Origin of the sequence: Methylobacterium aquaticum (assembly GCF_016804325.1) — a bacterium.
GTDB classification, from domain to species: domain Bacteria; phylum Pseudomonadota; class Alphaproteobacteria; order Rhizobiales; family Beijerinckiaceae; genus Methylobacterium; species Methylobacterium aquaticum_C.
Genome location: NZ_CP043627.1, coordinates 6,308,434 through 6,322,108 on the forward strand (window position 1 = coordinate 6,308,434; position 13,675 = coordinate 6,322,108).

11 protein-coding genes and 2 pseudogenes are annotated in these 13,675 nt (G+C 69.8%); 12 read left to right on the forward strand and 1 reads right to left on the reverse strand.

The features are described from left to right. Positions 1 to 85 precede the first annotated feature (85 nt). From F1D61_RS29075 to F1D61_RS29095, 5 genes and pseudogenes are all read left to right on the forward strand, one after another. Positions 86 to 2,055 (forward strand): annotated as a pseudogene (locus tag F1D61_RS29075) (potassium transporter Kup). 6 nt (positions 2,056 to 2,061) lie between these two features. Beyond that, positions 2,062 to 3,281: pseudogene (coaBC, locus tag F1D61_RS29080) on the forward strand (bifunctional phosphopantothenoylcysteine decarboxylase/phosphopantothenate--cysteine ligase CoaBC). Between the two features lie 79 nt (positions 3,282 to 3,360). Further along, positions 3,361 to 3,567: a hypothetical protein gene (locus tag F1D61_RS29085; RefSeq protein ID WP_203155524.1), complete on the forward strand. Its 207-nt coding sequence runs from the start codon at positions 3,361 to 3,363 to the stop codon at positions 3,565 to 3,567. A 45-nt stretch (positions 3,568 to 3,612) separates the two neighbouring features. Next, positions 3,613 to 4,140 carry a cyanase gene (gene cynS, locus F1D61_RS29090; RefSeq protein ID WP_203159333.1) on the forward strand — a complete coding sequence of 176 codons (528 nt, stop codon included), beginning with the start codon at positions 3,613 to 3,615 and terminating at the stop codon, positions 4,138 to 4,140. A 90-nt stretch (positions 4,141 to 4,230) separates the two neighbouring features. Then, a protein-coding gene (locus F1D61_RS29095; protein ID WP_203152705.1) for an IS630 family transposase occupies positions 4,231 to 5,312 on the forward strand; the annotation gives its coding sequence in 2 pieces (ribosomal slippage) (positions 4,231 to 4,723 and positions 4,723 to 5,312; 1,083 coding nt in all). Positions 5,313 to 5,431: 119 nt separating this feature from the next. On the opposite strand, the gene F1D61_RS29100 is transcribed toward F1D61_RS29095, so the two are convergent. Beyond that, a complete protein-coding gene (locus F1D61_RS29100) occupies positions 5,432 to 6,169 on the reverse strand; it encodes an FkbM family methyltransferase (protein ID WP_246775597.1) in 738 nt (245 codons plus the stop codon). Between the two features lie 725 nt (positions 6,170 to 6,894). On the opposite strand from F1D61_RS29100, the gene F1D61_RS29105 reads away from it, so the two are divergent. The 7 genes from F1D61_RS29105 (at position 6,895) to dxr (ending at position 13,641) form a co-directional block, all read left to right on the forward strand. Then, entirely contained in the window at positions 6,895 to 7,944 is a 1,050-nt protein-coding gene (locus tag F1D61_RS29105) for a 30S ribosomal protein S2 (protein WP_203155526.1), read from the forward strand. A 151-nt stretch (positions 7,945 to 8,095) separates the two neighbouring features. Continuing rightward, on the forward strand, positions 8,096 to 9,019 hold the full coding sequence (tsf, locus tag F1D61_RS29110; RefSeq protein WP_203155527.1) for a translation elongation factor Ts: 924 nt from the start codon (positions 8,096 to 8,098) through the stop codon (positions 9,017 to 9,019). A 205-nt stretch (positions 9,020 to 9,224) separates the two neighbouring features. Further along, positions 9,225 to 9,983, forward strand: coding sequence for a UMP kinase (gene pyrH, locus F1D61_RS29115; protein ID WP_203155528.1), 759 nt, complete (start codon positions 9,225 to 9,227; stop codon positions 9,981 to 9,983). Between the two features lie 171 nt (positions 9,984 to 10,154). Next, complete coding sequence (frr, locus tag F1D61_RS29120; protein WP_203155529.1) at positions 10,155 to 10,721, forward strand: ribosome recycling factor; 567 nt, start codon at positions 10,155 to 10,157, stop codon at positions 10,719 to 10,721. A gap of 189 nt (positions 10,722 to 10,910) precedes the next feature. Next, the gene (locus F1D61_RS29125; RefSeq protein ID WP_246776016.1) at positions 10,911 to 11,618 is read left to right on the forward strand and encodes an isoprenyl transferase; all 708 of its coding nucleotides are present in this window, start codon (positions 10,911 to 10,913) and stop codon (positions 11,616 to 11,618) included. Further along, positions 11,618 to 12,481, forward strand: a complete 864-nt coding sequence (locus F1D61_RS29130) for a phosphatidate cytidylyltransferase (RefSeq protein ID WP_203155530.1) — start codon at positions 11,618 to 11,620, stop codon at positions 12,479 to 12,481. The genes F1D61_RS29125 and F1D61_RS29130 overlap by 1 nt, the downstream gene beginning before the upstream one ends. Further along, positions 12,478 to 13,641 carry a 1-deoxy-D-xylulose-5-phosphate reductoisomerase gene (gene dxr, locus F1D61_RS29135; protein ID WP_203155531.1) on the forward strand — a complete coding sequence of 388 codons (1,164 nt, stop codon included), beginning with the start codon at positions 12,478 to 12,480 and terminating at the stop codon, positions 13,639 to 13,641. Before F1D61_RS29130 ends, dxr begins: the two co-directional genes overlap by 4 nt. Positions 13,642 to 13,675 lie beyond the last annotated feature (34 nt).

Sequence of the window (13,675 nt, forward strand, 5' to 3'; positions counted from 1 at the left end):
CCGATACGGATTCGAGCCCGCCACCCTGCCCATCAGCGCGCTTGGCGGCAATTCCGGCCGCCCGCGGGCGCATCCCCGATCAGACATGACACAGTCAGCCGCACCCACGGACGGCTCCGCCGCGCCGCCCGACAGCCTCACCCCGCAGAGCGGCGGCCCGCCGACCAAGGCCGGCAGCGTCGACGAGGCCGAGGGCCACGGCCACGCCAAGGCGAGCTTCTGGACCCTGTTTCTCGGCTCGGTCGGCGTCGTCTACGGCGACATCGGCACGAGCCCGCTCTACGCCTTCCGGGAGGCCCTGGCGCCGGGCAGGGCCGACGGCGTGCTGACCGGCGAGGAGGTGCTCGGCACCGTCTCGCTGCTGCTCTGGGCGCTCGTCCTCATCGTCACCATCAAGTACGTCCTGCTGCTCCTGCAGATGGACAACAAGGGCGAGGGCGGCATCCTCTCGCTGATGGCGCTCGCCCGCAAGGCGCTGGGCGGCTCGCACATCGTGTTCATGCTGGGCCTGTTCGGCGCCGCCCTGTTCTACGGCGACGCGATCATCACCCCGGCGATCTCGGTCCTGTCGGCGGTGGAGGGCCTGAAGCTCGTCACCCCCGCCCTCGACCATTACGTCCTGCCGATCACCATCGCGATCATCCTGCCGCTGTTCCTGGTCCAGAGCCGGGGCACCGCCCGGATGGCGACGTTCTTCGGCCCGATCATGCTGGTCTGGTTCTCGGTGCTGATGCTGGCGGCCCTGCCGCACATCGCCCGCACCCCGCAGGTGCTGTGGGCGCTCAATCCCTGGCACGCGGTGCATTACCTGCTCGGCCACGGCACCGGGGCGCTGGTCGCGCTCGGCGCGGTGTTCCTGGCGGTGACCGGGGCCGAGGCCCTGTTCGCCGATCTCGGCCATTTCGGCCGCCGGCCGATCCAGACCGCGTGGATCGTCCTCGTCGGGCCGGCGCTCGCGGTCAACTATCTCGGCCAGGCCGCCCTGGTGCTGGCCAATCCCGACGTCACCGATCCGTTCTACCAGCTCGTCCCGAATGGGGCCTGCTGCCGATGGTGCTGCTCGCCACCGCCGCCACCGTCATCGCCAGCCAGGCGGTGATCACCGGCGCCTTCTCGCTCTCGCGCCAGGCGGTGCAGCTGGGCCTGCTGCCGCGGCTCGAGATCCGCCACACCTCCGAATCGCATTCGGGCCAGATCTACCTGCCGCAGATCAACACGCTGCTGATGGTCGGCGTGGTGATCCTGGTGGTGCTGTTCCGCTCCTCCTCGGCGCTCGCCTCGGCCTACGGCATCGCCGTCACCGGCACGATGCTGATCACCGCCGGCCTCGCCTTCCTGGTGCTGTGGCGGGTCTGGAAGTGGTCGCCGCTGGCGGCCGGCGCCGTCATGGTGCCGTTCATCGCCGTCGAGTTGCTGTTCCTGGCCTCCAACCTGCTCAAGGTGTTCGAGGGCGGCTACATGCCCCTGCTGCTCGCCGGCTGCCTCGTGCTGCTGATGTGGACCTGGGTGCGCGGCGTCACCATCCTGTTCAACAAGACCCGCAAGACCGACGTGCCGCTGACCGAGCTCGTGGCGATGCTGGAGAAGAGCCCGCCGCACCACGTCCGCGGCACGGCGGTGTTCCTCACCAGCGACCCCGAGACCGCGCCGGCGGCCCTCCTGCACAACCTGAAGCACAACAAGGTGCTGCACGAGAAGAACGTCGTGCTCACGGTCAAGACCATCGACCTGCCGCGCATCAACGACGCCGACCGGGTCCGGATCGAGCCGATGGGCCCGCATTTCTGGAAGGTCGTGATGAAGTTCGGCTACATGGAATCGCCGAACATCCCGAAGGGCCTGGCGCTCCTGCGCAAGCAGGGCTTCAAGTTCGACATCATGGCGACGTCGTTCTTCCTGTCCCGGCGCTCGATCCGCCCGGCGGCGCAGTCCGGCATGCCCTTGTGGCAGGACCGGGTGTTCATCACGCTGGCCCGCAACGCCAACGACGCGACGGACTTCTTCCAGATCCCGACCGGGCGGGTGGTCGAGGTCGGCACCCAGGTGACGGTGTAGCCGGGGATGGGCGCCCTCGACGGCAGACGGATCCTCCTCGTCATCGGGGGCGGCATCGCGGCCTACAAGTCGCTGGACCTGATCCGGCGCCTGCGCGAGCGCGGCGCCTCGGTGCGCTGCGTGCTCACCAAGGGCGCGCAGGAATTCGTCACCCCGCTCGCCGCCGCGGCGCTCAGCGGCCAGCGCGCCCATACCGACCTGTTCGACCGGGCCGACGAAGCCGATATCGGCCACATCAAGCTCGCCCGCGACGCCGACGCGGTGGTGGTGGCGCCGGCCACCGCCAACACGCTGGCCCGCATGGCGGGAGGTCACGCGCCGGACCTCGCCTCGACGGTCCTGCTCGCCACCACCCTGCCGATCCTGATCGCGCCGGCGATGAATGTGCGGATGTGGCTGCACCCGGCGACGCAGCGCAATCTCGCCCTGCTCAAGGGCGACGGCGTCGCGGTGGTGGGGCCCAATACCGGCCGGATGGCCGAGGCCGAGACCGGTCCCGGCCGGATGGCCGAGCCCGACGAGATCGCCGACGCGGTCGAGGCGCTGCTGGCGGGGCCGCCGGTCGAAAAGCCCCTCGCGGGCCGCCACCTCCTCGTCACCTCCGGGCCGACCCACGAGCCGATCGACCCGGTGCGCTATCTGGCCAACCGCTCGTCGGGCAAGCAGGGACACGCCATCGCGGCCGCCGCCACTGAGGCCGGTGCCCGGGTGACCCTGGTCTCGGGCCCGGTGACGCTGCCCGATCCCCCCGGCGTCACGGTCGTGCGGGTCGAGACCGCCCGCGAGATGCTGGCGGCGGTGGAGGCGGCCCTGCCCGCCGACATCGCGGTCTTCGCCGCCGCCGTCGCCGACTGGCGCCCGGTCGCCTTCGGCGACGAGAAGATCAAGAAGGGACCGGACGGCCCCCTCCCCTCGCGCTCACCGAGAATCCCGACATCCTGGCGACGATCGCGCGCCGGGTGCAGGGGCGCCCGCCCCTCGTGGTGGGCTTCGCCGCCGAGACCACCGACGTGATCGCCCATGCCCGGGCCAAGATCGCCCGCAAGGGCTGCGACCTCATCGTCGCCAACGACGTCTCGGCCGCCACCGGCGTGATGGGGGGCGACCGCAACAGCGTCCACCTGATCGGCCGCGACGGCAGCCTCGAGACCTGGCCGGTCCTGCCCAAGGAGGAGGTGGCCCGCCGCCTCGTCGCGCGGCTCGCCGCGTCGGCCCCCTCCCCCTGAGGCAAGATACCTCCGGTCCGGGAGGTTTGCGCGGACCCGATCGGCATTATGCTACCACCTCCCCAGCCGGGAGGTCGCCTTGCCCACCATCCTCGTCGTCACGCTGATCTGCGCCTCCTCCCTGGCGGCGAAGGATTGCACCCGCGCCACCGCCCAGGACGTGATCACCCAGCCGGCCCATACGCCGCAGGAATGCCTGCTGCTCGGGCCCGCCATCGCCGCCGGCTCGGGCCGCGGCACCGAGGCCGGGACCTATGTGAAGACGTTGTGCGAGCAGCGGCGTTAGAGCCTCCTCCTGCACGCCCCTTGCCGACCGAGGCCCGGGCCGGCGATCCTTGCCCGGGATCCGTCACCCAGGGGGAGAGCGCCCACGACGCGCGAAGACCTCACGGAAAAGCTGCTCGACATCAAGCGCGAGAAGGGCTGGACCTGGAAGCACATCCAGGACGAGATCGGCGGGATCTCGCCGATCCTGATCACCGCCGCCTGCATGGGCCAGATGAAGCTGCCCAAGGCCCAGGCCGCCAAGGCCGCCGCCCTGTTCGGCCTCTCGGCGGCCGAGGAGCGGATGCTGAACGAGGCGCCCTATCGCGGCTCGATCCCCCAGATGCCGCCGACCGACCCGCTGGTCTACCGCTTCTACGAGCTGGTGATGGTCTACGGTACCACCTGGAAGGAAATGATCCAGGAGGAGTTCGGCGACGGCATCATGTCGGCGATCGACTTCAACATGACGATGGAGCGCGAGCCCAACACCAAGGGCGACCGGGTGAAACTCCAGATGTCGGGCAAATTTCTTCCGTACAAGTATTATGGCAACGAGGAGGGCGTTCCAGAATACGGTTTCAGGGAACCATGAGCATGTCATACCAACGGCCGGTGAGTGTGACTCGGCGTGTTGCTCCGCGGCTTGGCTTCTGATTCGGTTGCCGGATCAGGAGAGATCGCCATGGCCGGGATCGCTATCACCCGCACGGATTTGACCGCCGAGGAGTTGCGCGCGGCCTCCTCCAAGGCACCGAGCATTCCGGCGGCCCGTCGGATGCTGGCGCTCGCTCTGGTGCTGGAGGGCGCCGACCGCACCAGAGCGGCCCGCTCCTGTGGGATGGACCGCCAGACCCTGCGCGACTGGGTGCATCGCTACAACGCCGAGGGTCTGGCGGGTCTGCGCGACCGTAAGGCGCCGGGCCGCGCCGCCAAGCTGACGCCCGAGCAGATGCAGCAACTCGCCGCCCTGGTCGAGGCGGGGCCGGACGTGGACACGGATGGCGTGGTGCGCTGGCGCCGGGTCGACCTGCAGGCGCGCATCAGGGAGCTGTTCGGGGTCGAGATGCACGAGCGTACGGTCGGCAAGCACTTGGCCAAGCTCGGCTTCGTGCGGCTCTCGGTGCGCCCGCAGCATCCCAAGGCCGACGAGGCGGCACAGAAGGCTTTTAAAAAACCTTCGCCTCGCGGGTGACGGAACTCCTCCCCGAGACCGCCCACGGCAAGCCGCTCGAGATCTGGTTCCAGGACGAGGCCCGCGTCGGCCAGCAGGGCACGCTGACGCGGGTCTGGGCGCGCAAGGGGACACGCCCGCGAGCGCCGCGCGACCAGCGCTACAAGTGGACATACCTGTTCGGAGCGGCCTGCCCGGCGCGGGGCACCAGCGCGGCTCTGGTGCTGCCGACGGTCAACACCGCGATGATGTCGCTGCATCTGGCCGAGATCAGCCGGCAGGTGGCGCCCGGCGCGCACGCGATCCTGGTGCTGGACGGGGCTGGCTATCACGGCACCGCCAAGAAGCCTCGCCCGCGCGGCCTGGTGGTGCCGGACAACATCACGTTGCTACACTTGCCGGCCTCGTCTCCAGAGCTGAACCCGATCGAGTTGGTCTGGCAGTACCTGCGCCAGAACAAGCTCGCCCACCGGGTCTACCGCACCTACCAGCAGATCGTCGACGCCTGCTGCGACGCCTGGAACTTCTTCGCCAACGACCCAGACCTCGTCACCTCCATCACCGCGCGGGACTGGGCACAGGTCAAACTTTAGGGCCGTTGGTATCACCCATCAAATAGATTGAGGTAAAATATTTTATTCGATTTGTCCGACGGCGTCCGATCAAGCGATTCCCACGACACGGAGTCGTGGGACCGGCCGCTCCACGCGCGCTATGAGAGGTGGAAACGGCGCAACATCGGAAGGCCGCAGGCGTCGCAGACCTCCTTGAATTTCGTGAGTCGCTCGATCGGAACCAGGGCGTGATTCCACGCCGCGTTGTCGAACAGCACTTCCCCGTCATGGATCGCCATGTCCGGGCGCAGCCTGAAATCCAGATAGCCGACGTTGTGCAAAAGGGCGTTCATCGGGCCGCGCTTTGCCGGGCCAACGACCTCGGCAAAGATCATCGGACGGTCCCGCATGATCGTCTCGCGGGCGCCATTCAAGAATGCGTATTCATGTCCCTCGATATCGGCCTTGATGACACCGATGAAATCAGACACGTTCACGTCATCGAACCGCTTCACCGGCACCTCGATGATGGAGTGAGGCTGCTGGAATTCACTTTCCAGCGACGCACTGGTCTCGACGAGGCCGTGACGCGGATCGGGAATATGTAACGATGCGACTCCGTTCCTGTCGCTCAAAGCGACTTCATGGACTTCGACTTTGTCCTGCAAGCCGTTGATGGAAAGATTTTTGCGGAAAATGTCGAGCACCGGTGGCAGCGGCTCGAATGCGATGACTTTCCTGTCCGGCGCGAGGACCGAAGCCATGATCGAGTAGATGCCGGTATTTGCCCCGACGTCGATAAAGGCACCATCCACCCGCAGCAATGTCGCCATCATCAAGAATGGAAGCGGCGCCTCGTACACTCCGGCTGCGATTTGCTGCGCGACGGCGTCCATTCCGTCCGAACTATCTAAATCGAATGTCTTTCCCGCGAAATTCACATGTAATATTGACATCGTTGCTCCCCCTACCATCTGGCAAAGTCTTTGCCGCTATGGCCAACATGTCACGGCTGGATCTCTCGCTTGGTCCGAACGCTGTCGGCAGGATCGAGACGACGCCCTGCCGGCGACGAGGACGACATAGGGTGCCTGCCGGTCATCCGATTTGCGATCGACGGCGTCGCGATGCGGAAACCGGCGTCGCCCAATGCCGGCGCGGGCGAGTTGACTCGATATCATCTCGAATCGTCGAGGCATCGGAGGATGGATCCGCTCGGTGGCCGGCCATTCGATGATCCGATCCTAATCGATGATCCGATCCTCAAGGCGCGGACCGGTCCATGCGAGCACCCGTGCTGCGACCGATAGCCCAGGCGCGCTCGCGCGAACAACGACGAAGTGCAGAACCTCGGCGCCAAGCCAGGCAGCGCCGGATCTCCCCGGAGTGCCGCCCCCGAAGCGACGCCGCCCGCGGCCGGAGCCGCAACCTGCGCCGGCCGCCGGCGTCCCGCCTCACCTTGCCATCCCTCTCGCGATCGGATAAAGGCCCGCCCATCCCACACGCGGAGTCGGCCTCATGCCTGAATGAGGCGTTTCCGGTGGCCGGTCGCCCTTTGGCCCATCGCCTCTGGCACCGGTCGCTTCCTCCGCGGCGGTGACAACCGGAGAGAACACAGACCATGGCCCTTCCCGACTTCACCATGCGCCAGCTGCTCGAGGCCGGCTCCCACTTCGGCCACCAGGCGCACCGCTGGAACCCGAAGATGCAGTCGTACATCTTCGGCACCCGCAACAACATCCACATCATCGACCTCGCCCAGACCGTGCCGGCGCTCGCCCAGGCGCTGCAGGCGGTGAGCGACACCGTCGCCAAGGGCGGCCGGGTGCTGTTCGTCGGCACCAAGCGCCAGGCGGCCGACACCATCGCGGACGCGGCCAAGCGCTCGGCCCAGTACTACGTGAACTCGCGCTGGCTCGGCGGCACGCTGACCAACTGGAAGACCATCTCGGGCTCGATCCAGCGCCTGCGCAAGGTCGACGAGACCCTCGCCGGCGGCGGCCAGGGCCTCACCAAGAAGGAGCGCCTGATGCTGTCCCGCGAGAAGGACAAGCTCGAGAAGGCGCTCGGCGGCATCAAGGACATGGGCGGCGTGCCCGACCTGCTGTTCGTGATCGACACCAACAAGGAGCAGCTGGCGATCAAGGAGGCGAACCGCCTCAAGATCCCGGTGGCGGCCATCGTCGACACCAACTGCAACCCGGACGGCATCACCTACGTCGTCCCGGCCAACGACGATGCCGGCCGCGCCATCGCGCTCTACTGCGACCTCGTCGCCCGCGCGGCGATCGACGGCATCTCGCGCGGCCAGGGCGCGCTCGGCATCGACCTCGGCGAGTCCGACGAGCCGATGGCCGAGGAGCTGCCGGCGCTCGCCAACGAGCCCGAGGTGGTGCCGGTCGACGTCACCGAGCCGTATGTCGGCGAGCCCTTCGAGCTGCTGGCCGCCCCCCGCGGCGCGCCGGACGACCTGACCAAGCTCACGGGCGTCGGCCCGCAGCTGGTGCAGAAGCTCAACGACGCCGGCATCTACCATTACTGGCAGATCGCCGCGATGTCCGCCGACGACATCGCCAAGGTCGATGCCGACCTGAAGCTCAACGGCCGCTTCGAGCGCGACGGCTGGGTGAACCAGGCCCGCGGCTTCGTCGAGGCCGCCGCCGCCGCGTAACGCCGGCACGGTTCTCGCGCGGGGCGCGTCGACCCTGCGGACCTGACGACTCTTCCAAGCCCGGCGCCGCCACGGCGCCGGGTTCCCTTTATTCCGCCGACCCGCGCCGCGCCTCCCGCGGCGCCGGGGCGCCAATCGAGAGGATCCCACGATGGCCAACATCACGGCAGCGATGGTCAAGGAGCTGCGCGAGAAGACCGGCGCGGGCATGATGGACTGCAAGTCGGCCCTCAACGAGACCGCCGGCGACCTCGAGGCGGCCGTGGACTGGCTGCGCAAGAAGGGCCTCGCCAAGGCCGCCAAGAAGGCCGGCCGCGTCGCCGCCGAGGGCCTGGTCGCGGTCGAGTCCGCCGGCCACCACGCCGCGGTGCTCGAGGTGAACTCCGAGACCGACTTCGTCGCCCGCAACGACGGCTTCCAGGCCTTCGTCCGCGAGGCCGCCAAGCTGGCGCTCACCGCCGGCGACAGCATCGAGACCCTCGAGGCCGCCAAGTTCCCGGGCGCCGAGACGACGGTCAAGGACAAGCTGCAGGAGCTGATCGCCACCATCGGCGAGAACATGACCCTGCGCCGCGTCGCCAAGCTGTCGGTCGAGAAGGGCGTCATCGCCTCCTACGTCCACGGCCAGGTCTCCGAGGGTCTCGGCAAGATCGGCGTGCTCGTGGCCCTCGAATCGGCCGGCGACGTGACGGTGCTGAGCCAGCTCGGCCGCCAGATCGCCATGCACGTCGCGGCGACCAACCCGGTGGCGCTCGACGCCTCGGGCGTCGACGCCGCCACGGTCGAGCGCGAGAGCAACATCCTGCGCGAGAAGAACGCCGGCAAGCCGGACCACGTGCTGGCCAAGATCGTCGAGAGCGGCCTGAAGAGCTACTACAAGGAGGTCACCCTCCTCGATCAGCCCTTCGTGCACGACTCGTCGAAGACCGTGGCCCAGGTGCTCAAGGAGTCCGAGGGCAAGGCCGGCGGCCCGGTGAAGCTCACCGGCTTCGTCCGCTACGCGCTCGGCGAGGGCATCGAGAAGGAAGAGGCGCCGGACTTCGCCGCCGAGGTCGCTGCGGCCGCCAAGGGCTGATCGGCTCGCGCAGCGCGTGAAGATCTTGAGAGGGGGACCCGCGCGGCGGGTCCCCCTTTTTCGTGCCCGCCTGCCGGCCGCCCGGCCGGGCCGATTCCGGTCGGCCGGCGCCTCGACGGGCCGGGATCGACAGGCTAGAACCCGGCCGACTCGTAACGACACCTGACGCCGACAGCCGTCCCCGCGGGCGGCCAGAGGAGCGCCCATGCCCGAACTACCGTCGTCGGACCAGCCTCTGCCCGAGCAAGGCTCGACCCGTTTCCGCCGCGTGCTGGTGAAGCTCTCCGGCGAGGCGCTGGCCGCCCCCGACGGCTACTGGCTGCACCCGCCGACCCTGGCCTCGCTCGCCGACGACATCGCCCGGGCGGTGGACAAGGGCTTCCAGATCGCGCTCGTGGTCGGCGGCGGCAACGTGATCCGCGGCGCCCGGGTCTCGGCGGCGGGCTGGATCGACCGGGCCACGGGTGATTCGCTCGGCATGATGGCGACGGTCATGAACTCGCTGGCGCTCGAGACGGCGCTGAACGCCGCCGGCGTCACCGCCCGCACCATGTCGGCGGTGTCGATGCCGACGATCTGCGAGACCTATGCCCGCCAGCCCGCCCTGCACCACCTCGACAAGGGCCAGGTCGTGGTCCTGGCCGGCGGCACCGGCAACCCGTACTTCACCACCGACACCGCCGCGGTCCTGCGCGCCGCCGAGCTGAAATGCGACGCGGTGCTGAAGGCGACGCAGGTCGACGGCGTCTATTCCGCCGATCCGAAGACCAATCCGGACGCCGTGCGCTACGAGCGCCTGAGCCACGACGAGGCGATCGCCCGCGACCTCAAGGTGATGGACACCGCCGCCTTCGCGCTCGCCCGCGACGGCGGCCTGCCGCTGATCGTCGGCTCGGTCCACGCGCCGAGCTCGGTGACGGCGATCCTCACCGGCGCCGCCCGCTCGACCCTGGTGGCGCCGTAAGGCGCTCATCCGAGCGGTCACGGCGCCGTAAAGGCACCCCACCCGGCCGATCGCCGCTCGTAACGATTTGCGGCAGGTCGGGTTTTGGTTCATTGAAGCCGGATCAGGGCGGCCCCGTCACGGGCGCGCCCTCACTCCCATTCTCCTCCAGACGGCTCGGGACGCGCAGGAATGGCTACCCCTCCCCCCTTCGACCTCAACGACATCAAGCGGCGCATGCAGGGCGCGCTGAACTCCCTCAAGCACGACCTCGGCTCGCTGCGCACCGGGCGGGCCACGCCCTCGCTCCTCGACCCGATCCAGGTCGACGCCTACGGCGCCGCGATGTCGATGGCGCAGGTCGCCACCATCAGCGTGCCGGAGCCGCGCCTCCTCAGCGTCTCGGTCTGGGACCGCGGCATGGTGGCGGCGGTCGAGAAGGCGATCCGCGAATCCGACCTCGGCCTCAACCCGATGACGGAAGGCCAGACCATCCGCCTGCGCATCCCCGAGATGAACGAGCAGCGCCGCAAGGAGATGGTCAAGGTCGCGCACAAATATGCCGAGGAGGCCCGCGTCGCGGTCCGCCACGTCCGCCGCGACGGCCTCGACCACCTGAAGAAGCTGGAGAAGGACGGCGCCATCAGCCAGGACGACGAGAAGCGCCAGGCCGACCAGGTGCAGAAGGCGACCGACCAGCACATCGCCGAGGTCGACCAGACCCTGGCCTCCAAGGAGAAGGAGATCATGCAGGTCTGAGATCCAGGCCGGCATGACGGACGAGAGCGCGTGGGGAGCGCGGAGCCGCGGGGCGGCTCCGCCGGGGTCGGGGCCAGCATGGCAGGCGACAGCGAGACGGTGACCCTGCTGGAGGCAGGCCGAGACCAGGACCAGGGTCAGGGCCAGTCGGTGCCCGGCCCGGCGGGCGCACCCTCCCCGGGCGGGGCGATGCCGCGCCACGTCGCCATCATCATGGACGGCAACGGCCGCTGGGCCGCCCGCCGCGGGTTGCCGCGGGTCGAGGGCCATCGCCGCGGGGTCGAGGCGGTGCGCCGCGCCGTACGCTCGGCGATCGACCTCCGGATCCCCTACCTCACGATCTACAGCTTCTCCTCCGAGAACTGGCGCCGGCCCGCCGCCGAGGTGGCGGACCTGATGGGCCTGCTCAAGCTGTTCGTGCGCCGCGACCTCGCCGACCTGCACGCCAACGGCGTGCGGGTGCGGATCATCGGCGAGCGCGACGGCCTGCCGGGCGACATCGCCGGCCTCCTGCGCGAGGCCGAGGAGCGCACCGCCCGCAACACCAAGCTGACGCTGGTCGTGGCCTTCAACTATGGCGGGCGCCAGGAGATCCTGCGCGCCGTTCAGACCCTCGCCCGGGCGGTGGCCGAGGGGCGGCTCTCGCCCGAGGCGATCGACGCCGCGGCGATGACGGGCGCCCTCGACACCGACGGCATCCCCGATCCCGACCTCGTCATCCGCACCTCCGGCGAGCAGCGGGTCTCGAATTTCCTGACCTGGCAGACCGCCTATTCCGAGTTCGTGTTCGTGCCGGATTTCTGGCCGGATTTCGACCACGCCACCTTCCTCGCCGCGATCGGCGAGTTCCAGAGCCGCGACCGCCGCTTCGGCGGCCTCAGCGCCCGGGCGGGGTGATGGCGGAGAACGGCATCAAGGCCCCCGGGACGGGCCGTCCGGCCTGGCCGGCGACGGAGCTCGGCGCCCGCACGGTCTCCGGGATCGTGCTCGGCCTCCTGGTGCTGGGCGCGACGCTGAACGGCGGGTGGATCTTCGCGGTGGTCTGGTTCCTCGCCGGCCTCGCGGTGGTGGGCGAGTGGCTCGCCATCACCCGCACCGCCCCCCACCGGCCGCTGCTCGCCATCGCGGGCCTCGTGCTCTTCGGCGTGGTGGCGGGGGCGCGGCTCCCGGTCCCGACCTTCTGGCTCGTGGCGGCGACGGGTCTCGGCCTCGCGCTCCTCGCGCTCCTCGCCCGTCCGGCCGCGGGGCGGATCTGGGCGCCGGCGAGCCTCGCCTGCGCCCTCGTCGTCGCCCTGGTGCCGGTGCTCCTGCGCGACGATCCCCGCATCGGGCTCGCCGGCCCGCTCTGGCTGTTCGGCGTGGTCTGGACCACCGACATCGCCGCCTACTTCACCGGCCGGTCGCTCGGCGGACCGAAGCTGTGGCCGGCGGTGAGCCCGAAGAAGACCTGGTCGGGCTTCTGCGGCGGGCTTCTCGCCGCGACGATCGTCGGCGGCGCGGTGGCGGCCGGCGCGCGCCAGCTCGGCGCCACCGAGGCGCTGTCGCTGCCTCTGGCCTGCGCGCTCTCGGCCCTCGCCTCGGTGATGAGCCAGGGCGGCGACCTCGCCGAATCGGCCCTCAAGCGCGCCTACGGCGCCAAGGATTCCGGCCGCCTGATCCCGGGCCATGGCGGCGTGATGGACCGCCTCGACGGCTTCTTCGCCGTGGCCCTCCTCGCCGGCCTCCTGCTCGTCGGCCTCACTCTCACGGGACAGCCATGACCCTCACCGTTTCCGTCCTGGGGGCCACCGGCTCGATCGGGCGCTCCACCGCCGACCTGCTCGACCAGCACCGCGACCGGTTCCGGGTCGGCGCCGTGGCGGGCGGCCGCGACGTGCCGGCGCTGGCCCGCGTCGCCCGCGAGCTGAACGCCGAATTCGCCGCGATCGCCGATCCCCAGGGGTTGCCGGCTCTGCGCGACGCGCTCGGCGGCTCCGGCATCGCCTGCGGCGCCGGCCCCTCGGCGGTGATCGAGGCGGCGACGCGCGAGGCCGACATCGTCGTGGCGGCGGTGAGCGGGGCGGCGGGCCTGAGCCCCACCTGCGCGGCGATCCGCCAGGGCCGCACCGTGGCGCTCGCCAACAAGGAGAGCCTGGTCTGCGCCGGCGACGCCTTCATGCGCGACGCCAAGAAATACGGCGCCCGCCTCCTGCCGATGGATTCCGAGCACAACGCCCTCGAGCAGTCGATCGGCACCGGGCGGATCGACGACATCACCCGGATGACCATCACGGCGTCGGGCGGACCGTTCCGGACCGCGACCCGCGAGCGGATCGCCGCGGCGAGCGCGGCCGATGCCGCCGCCCACCCGACCTGGTCGATGGGCATGAAGATCAACATCGATTCGGCCACCCTGATGAACAAGGGGCTGGAGCTGATCGAGGCCCACCACCTGTTCGGCATCGAGGCCGAGCGGCTCGACGCCGTGGTCCACCCGCAATCGATCGTCCACGCCCTCGTGACCTGGCGCGACGGCGCGGTGACCGCCGGGCTCTACGTTCCCGACATGCGGGTGCCGATCTCGCATTGCCTGGGCCTGGGCGACCGCCTGTCGATCGCCCGCGGCAAACCCCTCGACCTCGCGAGCGTCGGCAGCCTCACCTTCGAGCGCCCGGACGAGGAGCGCTTCCCCTGCCTGCGGATCGCCAAGGCCGCGCTCGCCGCGGGCGGCGCCCAGCCGACGGTGATGAACGCGGCGAACGAGATCGCGGTCGCGGCCTTCATCGCCGAAAAAATCCGCTTCTACGACATCGCCGCCCTGGTCGAGCGGGCCTGCGAGCATTTCGCGAGCCGCTTCCCCACGGCGCCAGCCGACGTCGAGGAGGCGCTCGCCATCGACGCCGAGGTGCGGCACTGGAGCGAGGCGGCGCTCGCCGCGTGAGCGTCGTCAAGGCGTTCGATTCACAGGCCTTCCG